22 protein-coding genes and 2 tRNA genes are annotated in these 15,679 nt (G+C 64.7%); 12 read left to right on the top strand and 12 right to left on the bottom strand.

Translation table 11 applies throughout. From position 1 onward, the window contains the following. Window positions 1–186: 186 nt before the first annotated feature. Window positions 187–1,125 (bottom strand): site-specific integrase, encoded by a 939-nt coding sequence (locus E4P24_RS02755; protein ID WP_188148072.1) that lies wholly within the window; start codon window positions 1,123–1,125, stop codon window positions 187–189. A gap of 260 nt (window positions 1,126–1,385) precedes the next feature. Further along, window positions 1,386–1,589, bottom strand: coding sequence for a hypothetical protein (locus tag E4P24_RS02750; RefSeq protein WP_004044421.1), 204 nt, complete (start codon window positions 1,587–1,589; stop codon window positions 1,386–1,388). A 104-nt stretch (window positions 1,590–1,693) separates the two neighbouring features. On the opposite strand from E4P24_RS02750, the gene E4P24_RS02745 reads away from it, so the two are divergent. The 7 genes from E4P24_RS02745 to E4P24_RS02715 all read left to right on the top strand — a co-directional run bounded on the left by E4P24_RS02745 (window position 1,694) and on the right by E4P24_RS02715 (window position 4,825). Then, on the top strand, window positions 1,694–2,092 hold the full coding sequence (locus E4P24_RS02745; RefSeq protein WP_115802158.1) for a VanZ family protein: 399 nt from the start codon (window positions 1,694–1,696) through the stop codon (window positions 2,090–2,092). Between the two features lie 44 nt (window positions 2,093–2,136). Then, a complete protein-coding gene (locus E4P24_RS02740) occupies window positions 2,137–2,805 on the top strand; it encodes a hypothetical protein (RefSeq protein ID WP_188148071.1) in 669 nt (222 codons plus the stop codon). Between the two features lie 61 nt (window positions 2,806–2,866). Next, window positions 2,867–2,940: transfer RNA gene (locus E4P24_RS02735), tRNA-Phe, on the top strand. Between the two features lie 318 nt (window positions 2,941–3,258). Then, entirely contained in the window at window positions 3,259–3,453 is a 195-nt protein-coding gene (locus E4P24_RS02730) for a cold-shock protein (RefSeq protein ID WP_004057907.1), read from the top strand. Between the two features lie 159 nt (window positions 3,454–3,612). Next, window positions 3,613–3,807: a cold-shock protein gene (locus E4P24_RS02725; RefSeq protein ID WP_004057909.1), complete on the top strand. Its 195-nt coding sequence runs from the start codon at window positions 3,613–3,615 to the stop codon at window positions 3,805–3,807. A gap of 169 nt (window positions 3,808–3,976) precedes the next feature. Further along, window positions 3,977–4,702, top strand: coding sequence for a DUF2270 domain-containing protein (locus tag E4P24_RS02720; protein ID WP_008606036.1), 726 nt, complete (start codon window positions 3,977–3,979; stop codon window positions 4,700–4,702). 49 nt (window positions 4,703–4,751) lie between these two features. After that, window positions 4,752–4,825, top strand: a tRNA-Phe gene (locus E4P24_RS02715). A 384-nt stretch (window positions 4,826–5,209) separates the two neighbouring features. Here E4P24_RS02715 and E4P24_RS02710 read toward each other — a convergent pair. The 8 genes from E4P24_RS02710 to E4P24_RS02675 all read right to left on the bottom strand — a co-directional run bounded on the left by E4P24_RS02710 (window position 5,210) and on the right by E4P24_RS02675 (window position 9,457). After that, window positions 5,210–6,019 (bottom strand): hypothetical protein, encoded by an 810-nt coding sequence (locus tag E4P24_RS02710; protein ID WP_006600706.1) that lies wholly within the window; start codon window positions 6,017–6,019, stop codon window positions 5,210–5,212. A gap of 117 nt (window positions 6,020–6,136) precedes the next feature. Continuing rightward, entirely contained in the window at window positions 6,137–6,529 is a 393-nt protein-coding gene (locus tag E4P24_RS02705; protein ID WP_004044428.1) for a helix-turn-helix domain-containing protein, read from the bottom strand. A 113-nt stretch (window positions 6,530–6,642) separates the two neighbouring features. Next, the gene (locus E4P24_RS02700; RefSeq protein WP_115802155.1) at window positions 6,643–7,290 is read right to left on the bottom strand and encodes a helix-turn-helix domain-containing protein; all 648 of its coding nucleotides are present in this window, start codon (window positions 7,288–7,290) and stop codon (window positions 6,643–6,645) included. Window positions 7,291–7,392: 102 nt separating this feature from the next. Continuing rightward, window positions 7,393–7,854, bottom strand: coding sequence for a pyridoxamine 5'-phosphate oxidase family protein (locus tag E4P24_RS02695; RefSeq protein ID WP_004044430.1), 462 nt, complete (start codon window positions 7,852–7,854; stop codon window positions 7,393–7,395). Between the two features lie 117 nt (window positions 7,855–7,971). Beyond that, on the bottom strand, window positions 7,972–8,118 hold the full coding sequence (locus tag E4P24_RS02690; RefSeq protein ID WP_188148070.1) for a hypothetical protein: 147 nt from the start codon (window positions 8,116–8,118) through the stop codon (window positions 7,972–7,974). A gap of 124 nt (window positions 8,119–8,242) precedes the next feature. Beyond that, on the bottom strand, window positions 8,243–8,404 hold the full coding sequence (locus E4P24_RS02685) for a zinc ribbon domain-containing protein (RefSeq protein ID WP_004065263.1): 162 nt from the start codon (window positions 8,402–8,404) through the stop codon (window positions 8,243–8,245). 70 nt (window positions 8,405–8,474) lie between these two features. Next, on the bottom strand, window positions 8,475–8,873 hold the full coding sequence (locus E4P24_RS02680) for a helix-turn-helix domain-containing protein (protein WP_004065264.1): 399 nt from the start codon (window positions 8,871–8,873) through the stop codon (window positions 8,475–8,477). Between the two features lie 128 nt (window positions 8,874–9,001). Further along, on the bottom strand, window positions 9,002–9,457 hold the full coding sequence (locus E4P24_RS02675; RefSeq protein ID WP_004044434.1) for a pyridoxamine 5'-phosphate oxidase family protein: 456 nt from the start codon (window positions 9,455–9,457) through the stop codon (window positions 9,002–9,004). A gap of 122 nt (window positions 9,458–9,579) precedes the next feature. Here E4P24_RS02675 and nucS point away from each other — a divergent pair, with 122 nt between their 5' ends. After that, window positions 9,580–10,386, top strand: a complete 807-nt coding sequence (gene nucS / locus E4P24_RS02670) for an endonuclease NucS (protein ID WP_188148069.1) — start codon at window positions 9,580–9,582, stop codon at window positions 10,384–10,386. On the opposite strand, the gene E4P24_RS02665 is transcribed toward nucS, so the two are convergent. Continuing rightward, a complete protein-coding gene (locus tag E4P24_RS02665) occupies window positions 10,387–11,037 on the bottom strand; it encodes a type 1 glutamine amidotransferase (RefSeq protein ID WP_115891384.1) in 651 nt (216 codons plus the stop codon). It lies immediately after the preceding gene. A 160-nt stretch (window positions 11,038–11,197) separates the two neighbouring features. Between E4P24_RS02665 and E4P24_RS02660 the strand changes: the two genes are divergently transcribed. Both E4P24_RS02660 and E4P24_RS02655 read left to right on the top strand, forming a co-directional pair. After that, window positions 11,198–11,728: a 50S ribosomal protein L16 gene (locus E4P24_RS02660; protein ID WP_004044437.1), complete on the top strand. Its 531-nt coding sequence runs from the start codon at window positions 11,198–11,200 to the stop codon at window positions 11,726–11,728. 85 nt (window positions 11,729–11,813) lie between these two features. Continuing rightward, window positions 11,814–12,686, top strand: a complete 873-nt coding sequence (locus E4P24_RS02655) for a RimK family alpha-L-glutamate ligase (RefSeq protein WP_006600710.1) — start codon at window positions 11,814–11,816, stop codon at window positions 12,684–12,686. 24 nt (window positions 12,687–12,710) lie between these two features. Here E4P24_RS02655 and E4P24_RS02650 read toward each other — a convergent pair whose 3' ends face one another. Continuing rightward, entirely contained in the window at window positions 12,711–13,073 is a 363-nt protein-coding gene (locus E4P24_RS02650; protein WP_004970480.1) for an Hsp20/alpha crystallin family protein, read from the bottom strand. A gap of 267 nt (window positions 13,074–13,340) precedes the next feature. On the opposite strand from E4P24_RS02650, the gene gap reads away from it, so the two are divergent. After that, complete coding sequence (gap, locus tag E4P24_RS02645) at window positions 13,341–14,393, top strand: type I glyceraldehyde-3-phosphate dehydrogenase (RefSeq protein ID WP_004065269.1); 1,053 nt, start codon at window positions 13,341–13,343, stop codon at window positions 14,391–14,393. Window positions 14,394–14,468: 75 nt separating this feature from the next. After that, complete coding sequence (locus E4P24_RS02640; protein ID WP_115802149.1) at window positions 14,469–15,674, top strand: phosphoglycerate kinase; 1,206 nt, start codon at window positions 14,469–14,471, stop codon at window positions 15,672–15,674. The last annotated feature ends 5 nt before the right edge of the window (window positions 15,675–15,679 follow it).

Below are 15,679 nucleotides of genomic sequence, written 5' to 3'. Positions count from 1 at the left end.
ACTACAACTATCAAAGACCGCATCAAGCGCTCGATGGACGAACGCCAGTCGAGGAGGTTACTAACTAGACAGTGCCCTACGGTACAATCCATCACTGTCTTTAGATTTTGTAACAGACATATCAATAAAGTGAGTTTGTCCATTTATAATAATACCGAATTCTTTTTGAAAAACAAGCAGGGACAGTCAGATGTTGTTTAGATAGTCTCGTCGTTGTTCCATTTTCTCCATCTGTGAACGCTTATCGTAGTGTTTATCCAAAACCTTTTCAGACACATTTGCTCGGTCGCTGACTACTTTTTCTGGAAGACCATTTCTCAAAAAGTACGTTATCGATCCACGACGAATTCCGTGTGGGGAAACGGCATCATCGCATTTACGATTCTTGTGGTACCCATCACACTCTGTATCGAGACTTCGGAACGCAGGACAGGTTAGTTTGTACGACCACCTACGGAATGTGTTCCGGTGAACCCGCCCCTGGTTAGAACTGAAGAATGGCTCTCGTCCGAACTGGTCTGTGTTGTCTATCCTGTGGTGTTTGATGTAGTCTGAAAGAACCTCAGTTGTCTCTTCAGATAGGGCTACAGGGCGTTCACCGAGAACACCGTTTTTTAGCTCTGTACTGTCTCGTTCTCGGAAGTAGACGTATTGTTCACCTGGACTAAAATCTTCTAAATCTAAGGCTCTTAGTGATGATATTCTGGCGCTCGACCTCCAACCCAAAATGAAGAAGGCGTGGAGTTTTGTGGCATAATGATAACGGTCTAACGTTTCCAAGATTCTGTGCGCCTCGTCATCAGTAACAATGCGTTCATTGCGAGAGTCTTCCAGCTTCAAACTGATTGAAGGAACAGACTCGGAGAGTCCATTTTTGACTGCACCAACTCTTTCGAGATATTGAATATAGACACGTAGAGTGTCCATCTGTCCTTTCAACGTTGCAGGTGAAAGTTCGTCTTCGTCTCTCCGACCTACTTTGAACTGGTCAAAGTGTTTCTGTTCAATATCCTCGGCTGATTCTATTCCTTGTTCTGAACAGAACTCCAACCACCTTCGAAGACGGTATGTGTGGGACTGAATTGTACTTTCTCTTACGTTTCCTTTCCTACTTTCAAGATACATTTGAAGAGTGTTATTGATTAACATTGTCTTTGTTTCTAATATTTTTTATTGAACAAAGACCAGAGATCTGTTTATAATCCACGAGCGCCGTTCTGTGGCGGTGTACAAGGCTGAGGTCGGTGGTTCGAATCCGCCCGAGCCCACTAATTCTGTGCGAGCGACAGCGGGCACGAACTCGTGGATCGAGGGCGATTCGAATCAGGGAGCGAACGGAGTGAGCGACCGAGGTTCGAATCCGCCCGAGCAACCAAACCGCCGACTCACACGCTCCGTTGCATCACGAGCAGCGACATCGGGACGCTGGCGGCGACGAGACCGAACGCGCCGCCGACGAGCGGGTCGACGCCCAGCGACGGACCGAGGAGGTAGCCGCCGACGAACCCGACCGGGTCGAGCACCAACGCGAGGATGACGAGCTGTACTGCGAAGTTCTTCGACGTGAACCAGCGGGGGAGTAGTGACACGGTAGTCGAAACGTGTCTTCCACCTGCTATTTAGTTCCGTGTGGTCGCGTTCGAAGCCACGAAGACACGAACCCTTTAGCCCGAGACGGACCCACCACCGGGTAGTGAACCCAATCACGCGACTCCGCGAGAACCCGCGGCGGGCGGCCGTCGCCCTCGGGTACGCGCTCGGCGTTTTCGCGGCGTCGGTCGCGCCGACGCCGCCGGGGAGCCTCGCACCGATGGGACCGCTCGGAGTCGTCGGCCTCGACAAATGGGTCCACGCGGCCGGGTACGCCGGTCTCGGCTTCGCCTTCGCGTCCGCGGTGCGCGCGAGGGGCCGCGACGAGGTCGCGGCGGCCGCCCTCGCCGCCGGCGCGTTCGGAGCGGGTATCGAGGTCGTGCAGGCGGTGCTCCCGTACCGGTCGTTCGGCGTCGCTGACGCGGGGGCGAACCTCGCTGGCGCGGTCCTCGGCGGGGTCGTCTGGGTCGCGGCCGTTCGGGTCGCGGACGCTCGGGGGTAGGGTTATCTCACCCCCTCTCCAAGGGGGCACGAACGGTGAAGGCAATGGGCACGAGACGACTCATCCGGGCACTCGGTCTCGCGGGAATCGGCGTCGTCGGGACGTACCTCCTCGCGGTTCGGCCGTGGCACAGACGCTGGGGGACGACCGACGACGAGGCGACGGGCTGGCTCCCCGGCGACGACTTCGCCGGCGACGCGGACGTTTCTTCGACGCGGGCGATTACGATTATGGCCCCCGCGCGAGCGGTCTGGCCGTGGCTCGTCCAGTTGGGACAGGGCCGCGGCGGCTTTTACAGCTACGAGCGACTGGAGAACCTGTTCGGCTTGCAGATTCATAACGCGGACCGAATCCGCCCGCAACACCAGCGACTCGACGTGGGCGACGAGATACGGCTCGGCCCGCCGGGGTCGGGCGCGCCGTCGTTCCGGGTCGCCTTCGTGGACACCGAGCGCTGCCTCGTGTTGAGCGCGCCGGGTTGGGAGACCGGCGAGAGCCGGGCGACGTGGAGCTTCGCGCTGCACGAGGTGGCACCCGGTGCGACGCGGTTGGTCGTCAGATTCCGCGGGCGGTCGGAGACGCTCCGCGAGCGCGCGGTGAATCGGTTAGTCGTCGAGCCGGTCCAGTTCGCCATGGAACGGAAGATGCTCAAAGGGATTCGTTCGCGGGCGGAGCGGGCGCGGGCGAGCGCGACGGGCGGTCGGCACCGCTGACCCAGCGCCGACGGGCGATTCGAAAGTCTTTTTGATGCGGTCCGGCTTCGGAAGAGTGCGAGCCGCCTTAGCTCAGACTGGGAGAGCACTCGACTGAAGATCGAGCTGTCCCCGGTTCAAATCCGGGAGGCGGCATTTTCCTGTGAACTACCGAGGGAGCGTAGCGACCGAGTCGTGAGCAGTGAAAATGTGACCCGACCGGATTCTGAACCAGCGAGCGACGCGAACGAAGTGAGCGAGCGAGTGAGGTTCAAATCCGGGAGGCGGGGAGCGACATAGAACGTCGGGGCCGAGAGTCCCCTCGGAAAAACGACGACCGAACTCTCAACGACGAAATACGAACGACGCGGAATCTGGGCGGTTCAACCACGGAGAGTCGTCTATACCGCACTACGGGAAGCCGAGGCGTGCTTCAGAAGACTTATCAGCGTGAGGTCGTTGGGTTCAAAGGCAATGGCGAAAGGTAAGGTCGACTTCTTCAACGACACTGGCGGCTACGGTTTCATCTCTACTGACGACGCGGACGACGACGTGTTCTTCCACATGGAAGATGTTGGCGGTCCGGACCTCGAAGAGGGTCAGGAAATCGAATTCGACATCGAGCAGGCCCCCAAGGGCCCCCGCGCGACGAACGTCACCCGCCTCTAAGCAGGCTTCCGTTCACCGCAGTACATTCACAGACTGACGAACTTTCCTCCGTTTTTCACGACCGCGAGCGGCGGCGCTCGGTGGCGAGTCGTCGACTGGGCGAGCGATACCCACACATGCGGAAAGGTTATCCGTCCGCAGGGTCGTTGTACAGTCGCAATGGCGAAAGGTAAGGTCGACTTCTTCAACGACACTGGCGGTTACGGTTTCATCTCTACTGACGACGCGGACGACGACGTGTTCTTCCACATGGAAGATGTTGGCGGTCCGGACCTCGAAGAGGGTCAGGAAGTGGAGTTCGACATCGAACAGGCCCCCAAGGGCCCGCGCGCGACGAACGTCACGCGCCTGTAATTCGGTTTCCGAATTCAGTACCAGACGAATCGATTTCTGAGCGTTTTTTCACACCCCTGAGCTACGGGACCGTCCGGTGCGAGGCCGGCCGGAGCGCAGGAGACACCTTCCTCGGCCCGTAACCCAGAAGGCTCTTATCCTCCGGCAGTTGTGCATCAAACGAACAACAATGTCTGACGACGGGGAGCTGGAACCTCCCGCGGGAATGGACGACACCCACATCGGCGCGGGCGTCTTCGACGAGACGATGGGGCCGGGGTCGTCGTTTGCGCACCTCTATCGGGGAGAGATACACCGGATGAAGTCGTGGCGGGAGCGGCTGGACCGGACCAGCAACTGGGCGATCACGCTGATGGCCGGGATTCTGACGTGGTCGTTTTCCGCACAAACGCATCCGCACTACCTCATCCTGCTCGGAGTGGTGACGCTGAGCATCTTCCTCAGTATCGAGGCGCGTCGCTTCCGCGCGTACGACATCTGGCGCTCTCGGGTTCGGCTGATTCAGCAGAACGTCTGGGCGTACGCGCTCGACCCGGACGGCGGCGTCCTCGACGAGAACTGGCGGGAGAAACTCGGCGAGGACTACCGCACGCCGAACATGAAAATCCCCTTCGAGGAGGCGCTGGCTCACCGGCTCCGGCGGGTGTACCTGCCGCTGTTCCTCGTGATGCTCGCCGCGTGGGTCATCCAGTTGACGACGTACACGGACGGAACGACTCTCGTCGGGAGCGCCGGCATCGGCGGCGTCCCCGGAAACATCATCGTCGCGTTCGTCGCCGGGTTCTACGCGACGCTGCTCGGCATCTCGTTCCGCCCGCGCGAGTGGCACGTCAACGGCGAACTCATCCCGAGCGACGTGACGGGGTGGGAAGAGTCGGAGTACGGCGGGTCGTAGCGCCGCAATTCGAAATGGTTTTTTCGCTCCTGCGCGTCTGTCGAATCGCGCCGCCTTAGCTCAGACTGGGAGAGCACTCGACTGAAGATCGAGCTGTCCCCGGTTCAAATCCGGGAGGCGGCATATTCTGAGATTCTGAGCGACGCGGAGAATCGAAGAAACGACGCCGGACCGATTTGAACCCAAGAAGTCGAACGGAGTGAGCCTTCTTTCGGTTCAAATCCGGGAGGCGGCATTTTCCTGCGAACTACCGAGGGAGCGAAGCGACCGAGTCGTGAGCAGTGAAAATTCGACCCGACCGGATTCTGAACCAGCGAGCGAGTGAGGTTCAAATCCGGGAGGCGGCATCCGGTTTCTACGCGATTCTCATTCGAGAGTGGTACGAACTCGACTGAAGAGTGAGCTGTCCCCGTTCCCGCGAGCGACGCGAACAAAGTGAGCGGGCGGGTGAGGTTCAAATCCGGGAGGCCTCATTGAAGACCGAGACACGGACCCCAAACCGGCCCCCTACGCCCGCGCTTCGTCGAGCCACGCGGGTTCCTCGACGGTCGTCGAGCCGACGCCCGTGAGCGAGTACTCCCACGACCCGCTCACCTCGGACCCGTCGTCCATCCGCCCCGAGAACGACCACGATTCGTGGCGCGAGAGGCCGTCTTCGTCGACGAGGACGACGTACTCGAAGCTCGTGACCTCCAGAGTTCCGGGCTCGCCCTGCGCCGCGGCCGACCCGGCGAGAATCAGCGCCTCGTTCGCGGCCGACAGTTCGTAGCGTTCGACGGACGCGCCGTCGAGCGTCTCGGTGCCGGCGAACGTCAGGTCGTCGTCAGCGCCGTACGCGCGGGCCTGCGAGAGCGCGATGGCGGTGGCGAGAACCTCCGTCGACCCCTCGTACGAGGTGTACGTGGCCTCGTCGTCGCCGCCGACGCGGACGTACGTCACGCCGTCGGCGACGTACTGCTCGACGCCGCCCGCGTCGGACTGCCCGTCGGTCGTCGAGGTCGTGCGACTGTACGACCGTTCGGCGTCGAGGTCGGCGGCGAACTCGCGGGTGACCGCGGTTTCGACGCCGTCCGCGTCGACGCCGGTGTACGACCAACTGACGGTGAAACTCCCGGCGTCGCGGAGCAGGCGCTCGGGGTCGCTCAGTTCGAAGTCGTCGCCGTCGCTCGACGCGTCGGTGTCCGCGCTGCCACCGCCGTCGGTGGGAGTATCGGTGTCGTCGGCGTCGGCGGCCGGGGCGACATCCGCGCCGCCGGCGCACCCGGCGAGGAGCACGAGGACTGCGATAAGTAAGACGGGAATGCGGTTGGAGTACACGACGACGATACGACGAGGAGAATCTTAAGTAGGCACAGCGAACCGCGTCGTTCGGCGCTGTCGATGGCGAGTACGGGACGGGAGCCGCGCGAGCGCGGCGCTCAGACGGGGCGACGCTCAGGCGGTCACCGACGCCGACTGCGCCACGTCGCGGTGCGAGACGCGGACCTCGACGCCCGAGGGGGTGACGGAGACGGTCACGTCGTCGACGGTGCGTTCGTATTCGGCCGTGTGAGTTCCGGACCGCGAGATGCGCAGGCGTTTCGAGAGGAGGCCGGCGTCCACGAGCGGGTCGAGCTTTCGGTAGGTGGTCGAAAGCGGGAGGTCGCACGCCTCGGAGAGTTCGCTCGCAGAGCGGGCGATACCGTCGGTTGCGTCGAGGATACGTCGGCAGTCGTCGTCTTCGAGAAGCGAAAACAGCGCGTCGACCTCGTCGTGGTCGTCGACGACGCGGGGTTCGGAGGCGGCCGTTGCAGAGCGGAAATCGAACGGGAGCGAAGCCTGACTCATACTGTTGTAGAACCGGCGAACGGGGACCAACTGACAACCCCGATAGCGTGGGACGTTTATATACTCCCGTCGGACTCGGGTGGCGAGGGGCCGGCGGCGACGGCGGCGGGTCGCTATCCTTCTTCGAGCACGTCGCCGAGCAGTTTCGTCAGGGCGGCGGCGAGATGTTCCGAGAACGTCGATTGGTTGATGTCGAGTTCGGCGGCGACCTCGGTCGCGTTGGCCCCGCGCGGGCGCTCGAAGTAGCCCATATCGTAGGCGGTCTGGAGGACTTCGAGTTGGCGGGCGGTGAGCTTCCCGCGGTCGACGAAGACGCTGTCGCCGGGGGCGTCGCCGGTGGGCGAGCGCACGAGGCGCTTGATGTCGAGGCCGGGGAAGCGGTCGCGAAGCTCACCGATGACGGCCTGTAACTGCTCGTAGTCGGCGGCGTGGAAGACGAGCGTCAGGCTGCCGCGCTGGGCGAAGTAGCGGTCGACCGGACAGCCGAACTCCCCGAGGCACTCGCAGGGACAGTCGGCGCTCCCGTCGTGAGTGTAGCGGTAGAGGTGCTTCGAACCGTAGGAGAAGATGGGTTCGAGCGCGGACGCGTCCGGCGGGTCGTCGGCCTCAAGGACGAACTCGGAGACGCTCACTTCGCCGGGGGTGGAGACGACGCTGGTCGAGACGGAATCGACGACGGAGTCCGTCGAGTGGGCGACCGAGGCGACGGGGCAGACCGACGGCGAGTCGAACTCGACCGTGGCGCGGATACCGGCGGGCATGAGGTTACGAGCGGGCGGGTCGAGGTTCGTCGCGGGACGCGCTGCCCGCCGCAGCGACGACCGTCGCGACGGGGGCCGCCTCGGAGGCGACGACCGCGGGCATTACTGGTCGGACTCCGGGGCGTCCAGTTCGACGGCGCGCCCGCCCAGCGTCTCGGGGTCGAGTTCGAACAGTTGGATGTCGAGGTCGCGCTTCGTCTCGCCCCAGATTTCGAACAGCGGACGCTTTGCCTTGCCGTACTGGACGATTCGTTCGACGGTCAGCTCGTCGGGGTCGACGCGTTCGAGCGTCCCCTCGGCGATGATGCTCCGATAGCTCCCGTCGTTCGACTCGTGGACGACGAGTCGAGCCCGCGGCGACGACGTGAGGAACTGCCGTTTTTCGCTTTCGGGTGTGGAGACGAGTCGGAGATAGAACCGACCGCTCTCGCCGTCGTAGCCGTAGGAGATGGGAATCGCGTATGGTTCGTCCGCCTTCGCGAGCGAGAGGACGCCCGTCTCGTGACGGGACAGGACCTCGCGTATCTCGTCGGGCGAGAGTTCGGTCTGTTGGTCCAGAGACATCGGTTCGTACCACCAGACTCGCGGCCGACGTAATTACTGTTACTTCTCGGCACGCCCGAGAGAGTCGAGTCGGGTGATATCGGCGGACCCGGTCGCGACTCGGTCGCGGGCGCGCGCTCAGGTAGCCGAGAAGGCGTCGGTCGTGAGCGCGGCGCTGCAGACGACACAGCCGTTTTCGAGGAGAGCGTCGCGCATGGAGTCGTTGACCAGCATGGACTCCGCACACTCAGGGCAGACGAATGTGTAGTCCGCGCTGTCACTCATGTGGTTCGTAGTACGCGTGGCACACGTATATGTAGCCTACTGTTTTTCGAGTGCCGGGGACGCGGCGAGGCGAGCGCCCCGACCGAGCGCCGGTTCGGTCGCGGGCGCGACCGAAAAGCGAGACTCACGCGGGACATGGGTCGAAGGCGTCAGCCGAGACGGGGCTTCCGCAGATGGGACAGCCGCGTTCGAGGACCGCGGCGCGCATCCCGCCGTTGACGGCGAAGCCCTCGCCGCACTGCGAACACGTGAACTCGTAGTCGTCCGTCGTCGTCGTCGCGCTCATCAGTCCACCTCCGGCGAGGCGAGCGCCGTCTCGGTTCGCTCCGTCCGCCGCGCGGCGGCGCGCGTCGCGGTCATCGCGACCGGCCCTCCGCGCCGTCTTCGCCGCCGTCGGTGGCGACCTGCCGGAACGCGAGCGACACGCCGGCGTCGTCGAACGAAAACGAGAGCGTGTCGAAGTTGGTCGCGAACTCCCGCGGGTGGTGCGTCGCCGTCTGGACCCGCAGTCGCTCGTCGAGGAGCGACGCCTCGGTGAGCAGGTCGAGCTTCCGGTAGACCGTCGACAGCGGCACGTCACAGAGTTCGGCGCACTCCTGTGCGGTTCTCGGAGCCTCGTCGCAGGCGGCGAGGATTCGCCGGCTGTCGCCGTCGCTGAGCGCCGAGAGGGCACTCGACGGGTCAGAGAGGACGTGGCTGCGGCGCGAGTTTCGGGTCAACGACTGTTCGACGGCGGAGACAGATGACGTGTTCATACTTCGATAGACGACCGACAGCGGGAGGTATCTCCGCCCGCGCTATCCGGGGAGGTTTAAGTACTCGACCCGTCGAAGGCTTCGAGTCGGGCCAGTCTGCGGGGCACCGCGGGGTTCGAACTCGGCGCTCACGCGCGCCGGCGCTGAAGCCCCGACCGGGAGTCGATGCGAAGCTCCCAGCCGAGGATGTCCTGCATCGGCTCCGTCTCCGAGAACAGGGTCGGATACCACGCGTTGTCTTCGAGCGCGTCGCGGACGCGGTCCCAGTCGCCGTCGTCGACCTGGTGGAGTTCGCCGTCGACGACGACGCTCTCCCACTGGTCCCGCGACGGGGCGTTCCAGACGGTGAAGCTCGCGCGGGCGGTCCGCTCCGCGAACTCGGCCTTCTTCGAGGACTCGCCGGGGCGGAGGAAGACGAAGTAGAGCCGCCCCCGGTCGGCGTCGTAGCCGAACGAGAGGGGAATCCCGTAGGCGACGCCGTCGTCCGCGAGCGAGAGGACGCCGACGCCCTCCTCGCGGAGCAGGCGGTCTATCTCCTCGGCCGGCATCTCGATGCGGTTGTGTTGGGCGAAGTCAGGGGCCATGGGAGAGATACGCACGGGGAGACCATAAGTCTGCCAGCGAACTGACCCGTCTCACTAGCGTCCCCCGACGCGGCGACGCGGGGCTTATCCCCGGCGACGACGAACCGCGGGACGACACTCGGATGACGGTGAACACACTCCACCGGCCGACGCACCGCGACGCCCTCGTCCACCTCGAAGCCGCCTTCGAGCGCGGCGACATGGTGACGATATTCGGGCGGTGTACGGTCGATTACGACGGCCGCGCGACGAGCGAACTCGGCCCCGGCGACCGGCTCGTCGTCCTGAAGCCGGACGGCTCGATTCTGGTCCACACCGACGAAAAGCGGACGCCCGTCAACTGGCAGCCGCCGGGCTGTACCCACTCCGCGAGCGTCCGCGACGGCCGGCTTCGGGTCAGAAGCACGCGCACGAGCCCCGACGAGCGCCTCGACGTACAGTTCGAGCGCGTCGAGCAGTGTTCGGCCTACGCCGTCAACGACCGGAGCGACCTCGAACTCGTCGGCAGCGAGGAGGACCTACGTCAGCACATCCTCTCGGACCCCGATGTCCTCGAACCGGGGTTCGAGCCGCTCGAAGCCGAGCGACAGAGCGACGCGGGCGCTATCGACATCTTCGGCGAGGACGCAGCGGGCGTTCCGGTCGTCGTGGAGTTGAAACGGCGGCGCGTCGGTCCCTCGGCGGCGAGTCAGCTTCGCCGGTACGTCGACGCGCTCCACCGCGAGTTCGGTGACGACGAGCCGATTCGGGGCGTCCTCGTCGCGCCGTCGGTGACGGAGCGAGCCGCCGACATGCTCGACCGCGAGGGGCTGGAGTTCGTCGCGCTCGACCCCGAGACGGGCGAACCGCCGGTCGAGGAGGACGAGAGTGAAAGCGGGGACGAAGGAGAAGACGAGGACGAGAAAACCGACGCCGACGCGGACGCCTAATCAGTCCAGACCGGCGGCGGCGACGAAGTTCTCGAGGGTTCGGTCGGCCGTCACGTCGTCGAAGTCGCGGTCGGCGTCGTCGTCGGGCCAACCGAAGTCGTCGTCGATACGGTCGAGGAGGCCGGCTGTGAACTCGGGGTGGTACTGGACCGTCCAGACGGGCGCGTCCTCGTGGCGGGTGGCGAGGTGGTCGTAGTAGTCCGCGGCGGCGACGGTCTCCATGCGGTCGCCGGGGGCGACGACGTAGTCGCCGTGAACCATCGGGATACGTCCGGAGACGCCGTCGAACAGCGGGTCGTCGTCGAGGTTCACGTCGGTGATACCGCGGCGCTGGTCGCCGGCTTCGACCGTGCCGCCGAGGGCGTCGTTGACGAGTTGGTGGCCGAAACAGACGCCGAGCGTGGGCAGTTCGCGGGCGACGAGGTCGCGGGCGAGCAGGCGCGCGTCGTCGAGCCACGGTCGCTCGTCGGTCTCGTAAACGCCCGCGGTGCTCCCGGTGAGGACGACGGCGTCGACGTTCGAGAGCGTCGGGAGGCCGTCGGCGGGAATCGAGTGAACGGCCCCCTCGCGGCCGTCGAGCGCGAGGTCGGCGAGCGCGTCGGTGAAGTACGCGGGGCCGTCCGCAGGCATACAGTCGCAGACGAGCAGCATGGACAGAACCGTGGCGGCGGCGGCGCATAAGACTGTCTCCCGGCCGGGACGGTCGGTCCCTGCGACGAACCGGCGTGCGAGGGGCTGACACGACCGCGGCGGGCGAATGAAGCTTCGAAGCGTTTTTAGCCCGCCTGACCCTTCGGTTTCACAAGTAACCATGTCAGACAAACCCGCCTCTATGTACCGGGAGATTACGAACCCGGCGTACACCCGACGCGAGTACATCACGGGTATCCCCGGTTCGAAGATCGCACAGCACAACATGGGCGACCTGCAGGCCGACCCCGAGGACTACCCCGTCCAGATCAGCCTGAAGGTCGAAGAGGAAGTGCAGATTCGCCACGGGTCGCTCGAATCCGCGCGTCTGTCTGCCAACCGCCTCATGCTCAAGCACGCGGGCGAAAAGCAGTACAAGATGATTCTGCGCAAGTTCCCGCACCACGTCATCCGCGAGAACAAGCAGGCGACCGGCGCGGGTGCGGACCGCGTCTCCGACGGGATGCGCCAGTCGTTCGGGAAGGTCGTCGGGACCGCCGCTCGCATCCCCAAGGGGGAGACGGTGTTCACCATCTACTGCGACGTCGAGGACGCCGAAACGGCGAAGGACGCCTTCCGCCGCGCGTACAACAAGATGTCGCCGCCGTGCCGCATCGTCGTCGACCGCGGCGAAGAGCTGCTCGTCGCGTAAGTTCGCGTCGGCGCGTCGGCGCGTGCTCGGAACGCGCCTCGCCTCGAACCCACCATTTTTCCCCCGGGACCCCGCCTCGTAGCGTATGCTTCGGTTGGCGGTCACCACCTCCAGCGAGACGTTCGAGCGAATGCGCGGCCCGCTCGGAAACCGCGGCATCGACGTGGGACACCTCCGCGCCAAGGAGTTCGCGCTCGACCTCTCGACGCCGCCGGCCGAGTCGTTCGACGTTGGCTTCGTCTACCCCACGCGGCCGATGGAAGGCGGCGTCGTCACCGCCAGACACGACGTTCCGTGGGTGAACACGCGCGAGGACGTGCTCACCTCGCGGAACAAGGCGGGCGTCATCGCGGCGCTCGAACGCGCCGGCCTGCCGGTCCCGCGGAGCGTCTGCGTCTCGAACCCGGCGGACGAGTCGGACCTGCTCGACGCCGTCGAATCGGCGGGCCTCGACTACCCGGTCGTGGTCAAGCCGAACTCGACGACGCGGGGCGTCGGCATCGCCAAGGCCCACGACCCGGACTCGCTCTCGGGCCACGCGGACGTGCTGGGGCTCGTCCACGACTTCCGAGCGACCGGCGACAAGTCGTTTCTGATTCAGGAGTGGCTCCCGGAGGCGCGAGACTACCGAGCGATGGTGCTCGACGGCGAGGTCGTCGGCGCGGTGGAGCGCCGCCTGTCCGACGGCGCGCGCGACGGCGGGCGCTGGAAGCACAACGTCCACCGCGGCGCGGAGGCGGTCGGGGTGACCCTCCCGAAGCGCCACCGCGAGCTCGTCGAGTCGGTCGCCGACGAACTGGGCATCCGCTATCTCGGAGTCGACCTGCTCGAATCCGACGGGCGGGTCGTCGTCTCGGAGACGAACGCCCGGCCGACCATCGACGACGACGCGAAGTACGACGCCGACTTTTTCGACCGACTGGCGGCGCTCATAGAGCGGGTCGCAAAGAAGTCCTGAGCGGGCCGTAGCGAAGCCGAGTCGTTACTCGACGTCGATGGCGGCGGAGTCCTCGGCGCGGTCGAACGTGACCTGCAGGACGCCGTTGTTGAACGTGGCCGACGCGGAGTGTTCGTCGACGCGGGCCGGGAGGCGGATGCGTTCGTCGTACTCGCGGCGGTCACCGGCGGCGCTGATAGTCAACGTCTCACCGTCGCACTTGAGGTCGATGGCGTCTTTGTCGACGCCCGGGAGGTCCGCGACGAGTCGGAGTGTAGAGCCCTCATCGTACACGTCGATGTGGGTCTCGGAGGCGAATCCGGCGTCGCCTCCGGTCATGTCGTTCATCATCCGTTCGATTTCGTCGAAGATGTTGTCGAACGGGTCGTCGCGGTCGTCTCTGACCATGAGGGGCGCTATGAAATCGGAGGATAAAACGTTTCTGCCTGTGACAGTCACCTGCCAGCGAATCGCCAGGATTCGGCCGCGAGCGACCGTCTACAACCTGACCACTCGCCCCCGTGCGGGCGTGTCAATCGCCGCCCGTGTCTGACCGGTTATGTTCGTTTCTGTCTAGATTGTGATTGTGAATGAAAGGTAACGTTCGATTCAGTCAGATTTACCGAAACAGATATACTCCTGCGCTCGAGATATCTATACGGATACTACTCGAACATGAGTGAAAAATCCTACCTCAGCGCGGGCGAGAACGTGGATGAATCGGACGTGGTGCGGGTGGCACTCAACGGCTTCGGCCGCATCGGCCGGAACATCTTCCGTGCCGTCCTCGACAACCCGAAGGTCGAACTGGTCGCCATCAACGACGTCATGGACTTCGACGACATGGCGTATCTCGCGAAGTACGACTCCGTCATGGGCCGGCTCGACGGCGTCGAGCGAGACGGCGACTCGCTGTCCATCGGCGGCACCTCGGTGAGCCTCTACAACGTCCAGTCCCCCGCGGAGCTTCCGTGGGGCGACCTCGACGTGGACGTGGCGCTCGAATGTACGGGCATCTTCCGCACGAAGGAGGACGCCTCCGCACACCTCGAAGCGGGCGCGGAGAAGGTCGTCATCTCCGCGCCCCCGAAGGGCGACGAGCCGGTCAAGCAGATCGTCTACGGCGTCAACCACGACGAGTACGACGGCGAGGACATCGTCTCGAACGCCTCCTGTACGACCAACTCCGTCACGCCGGTCGCGAAGGTGCTCGACGAGGAGTTCGGCATCGAAAACGGTCTCCTGACGACCGTCCACGCCTACACGGGCAGCCAGAACCTCATCGACAGTCCCCACGCGAAACAGCGCCGCGGGCGCGCCGCCGCCGAGAACATCGTCCCGACGACGACCGGCGCGGCGCAGGCGGCCACCGAGATTCTGCCCCAGCTCGACGGCAAGCTCGACGGCATGGCGATTCGCGTCCCCGTGCCGAACGGCTCGCTCACCGAGCTCGTCGTCCGCCTCGAAGACAAGCCCTCCGTCGAGGAGATTAACGACGCCTTCCGCGCCGCGGCCGACTCCGGCCCGCTCGCGGGCGTCCTCGGCTACACGGACGACGAAGTCACCTCGCGTGACATCCTCGGCCTGCCGTTCTCCAGCACCGTCGACCTCAACACGACCAACCAGGTCAACGACGGCGGCCTCTACAAGATTCTGACGTGGTACGACAACGAGTACGGCTTCTCCAACCGGATGCTCGACGTCGCCCACTTCGTCACGCACCAGTAGACGCCGCCGCGAATCGCCCGCGGTTTCAGCGCGAGCTACCCACCACTAAGTACTCCCTCCACGTTCTTCCACCCGATGTTCAAGACCCTCGACGACCTCGACCCGGAGCAGCGCGTACTCGTCCGACTCGACCTCAATTCGCCGGTCGAAGACGGCGAGGTCCAAGACAACCGACGGTTCGACCGCCACGCGGAGACCGTCCGCGAACTCGCCGAGGCCGGCCACCGCGTCGTCCTCATGGCCCATCAGGGCCGCCCCGGCGGCGACGACTTCGTCTCGCTCGAACAGCACGCGGACATCCTCGCCTCGCACATCGACCGCGATGTGGGCTTCGTCGCTGACACCTACGGCGACGACGCCATCGCCGCCATCGACGCGCTCGAAGCCGGCGACGTGCTCCTCCTCGAAAACACGCGGATGTGCGACGAGGAACTCCCCGAAGAGGACCCCGAGGTCAAAGCCGACACCGAGTTCGTCCGGACGCTCGCCGAGCACGTCGACGCCTACGTCAACGACGCGTACTCGGCGGCCCATCGCTCGCACGCCTCCCTCGTCGGCTTCCCGCTCGTGTTACCCGCCTACGCGGGCCGCGTGATGGAGACCGAGTACGAGGCCAACTCCTCCATCGCCACCCGCGAGTTCGACGGGCAGGTGACGATGGTCGTCGGCGGGACGAAAGCCACCGACGTCATCGACGTGATGAACAACCTCGGCGACAAGGTCGACCAGTTCCTGCTCGGCGGCATCGCCGGCGAACTGTTCCTCCGCGCGGCCGGCAACGACGTGGGCTTCGACCTCGACGGCATGGACTTCTTCGACGACCAGTGGGAAGCGAACCGCGAGACCATCGAGTCGCTTCTCGACGAGCGCGGCGACCAGATTAAACTCGCGGTCGACCTCGCCTACGAGGACGAGACCGACGACCGCGGCGAAATCGCGGTCGCCAACATCACGGAGAAGGACCGCGCGTACCTCGACGTGGGCTCGATGACGGTCGACGAGTACGACCCCATCATCCGCGACTCCGAGGCCGTCTTCGTGAAGGGCGCGCTCGGCCTGTTCGAAGACGAGCGCTTCGCGGTCGGCACGACCGGCGTCCTCCGCGCCATCGCCGAGACCGACTGCTTCTCCGTCGTCGGCGGCGGCGACACCTCCCGCGCCATCGGGATGTACGGCATGGACGAAGGCGACTTCGGCCACGTCTCCATCGCCGGCGGCGCGTACATCCGCGCGCTGACCGGCGCGCCGCTGGCCGGCGTCGAGGCGCTGAAGCAGGACTGAAGCCG

Source organism: Haloferax sp. AS1 (assembly GCF_014530665.1).
In the GTDB taxonomy this organism is placed as follows: domain Archaea; phylum Halobacteriota; class Halobacteria; order Halobacteriales; family Haloferacaceae; genus Haloferax; species Haloferax volcanii.
Note: the sequence above shows the minus strand (reverse complement) of the source record. Positions and strands in the feature narration are given on the sequence as shown.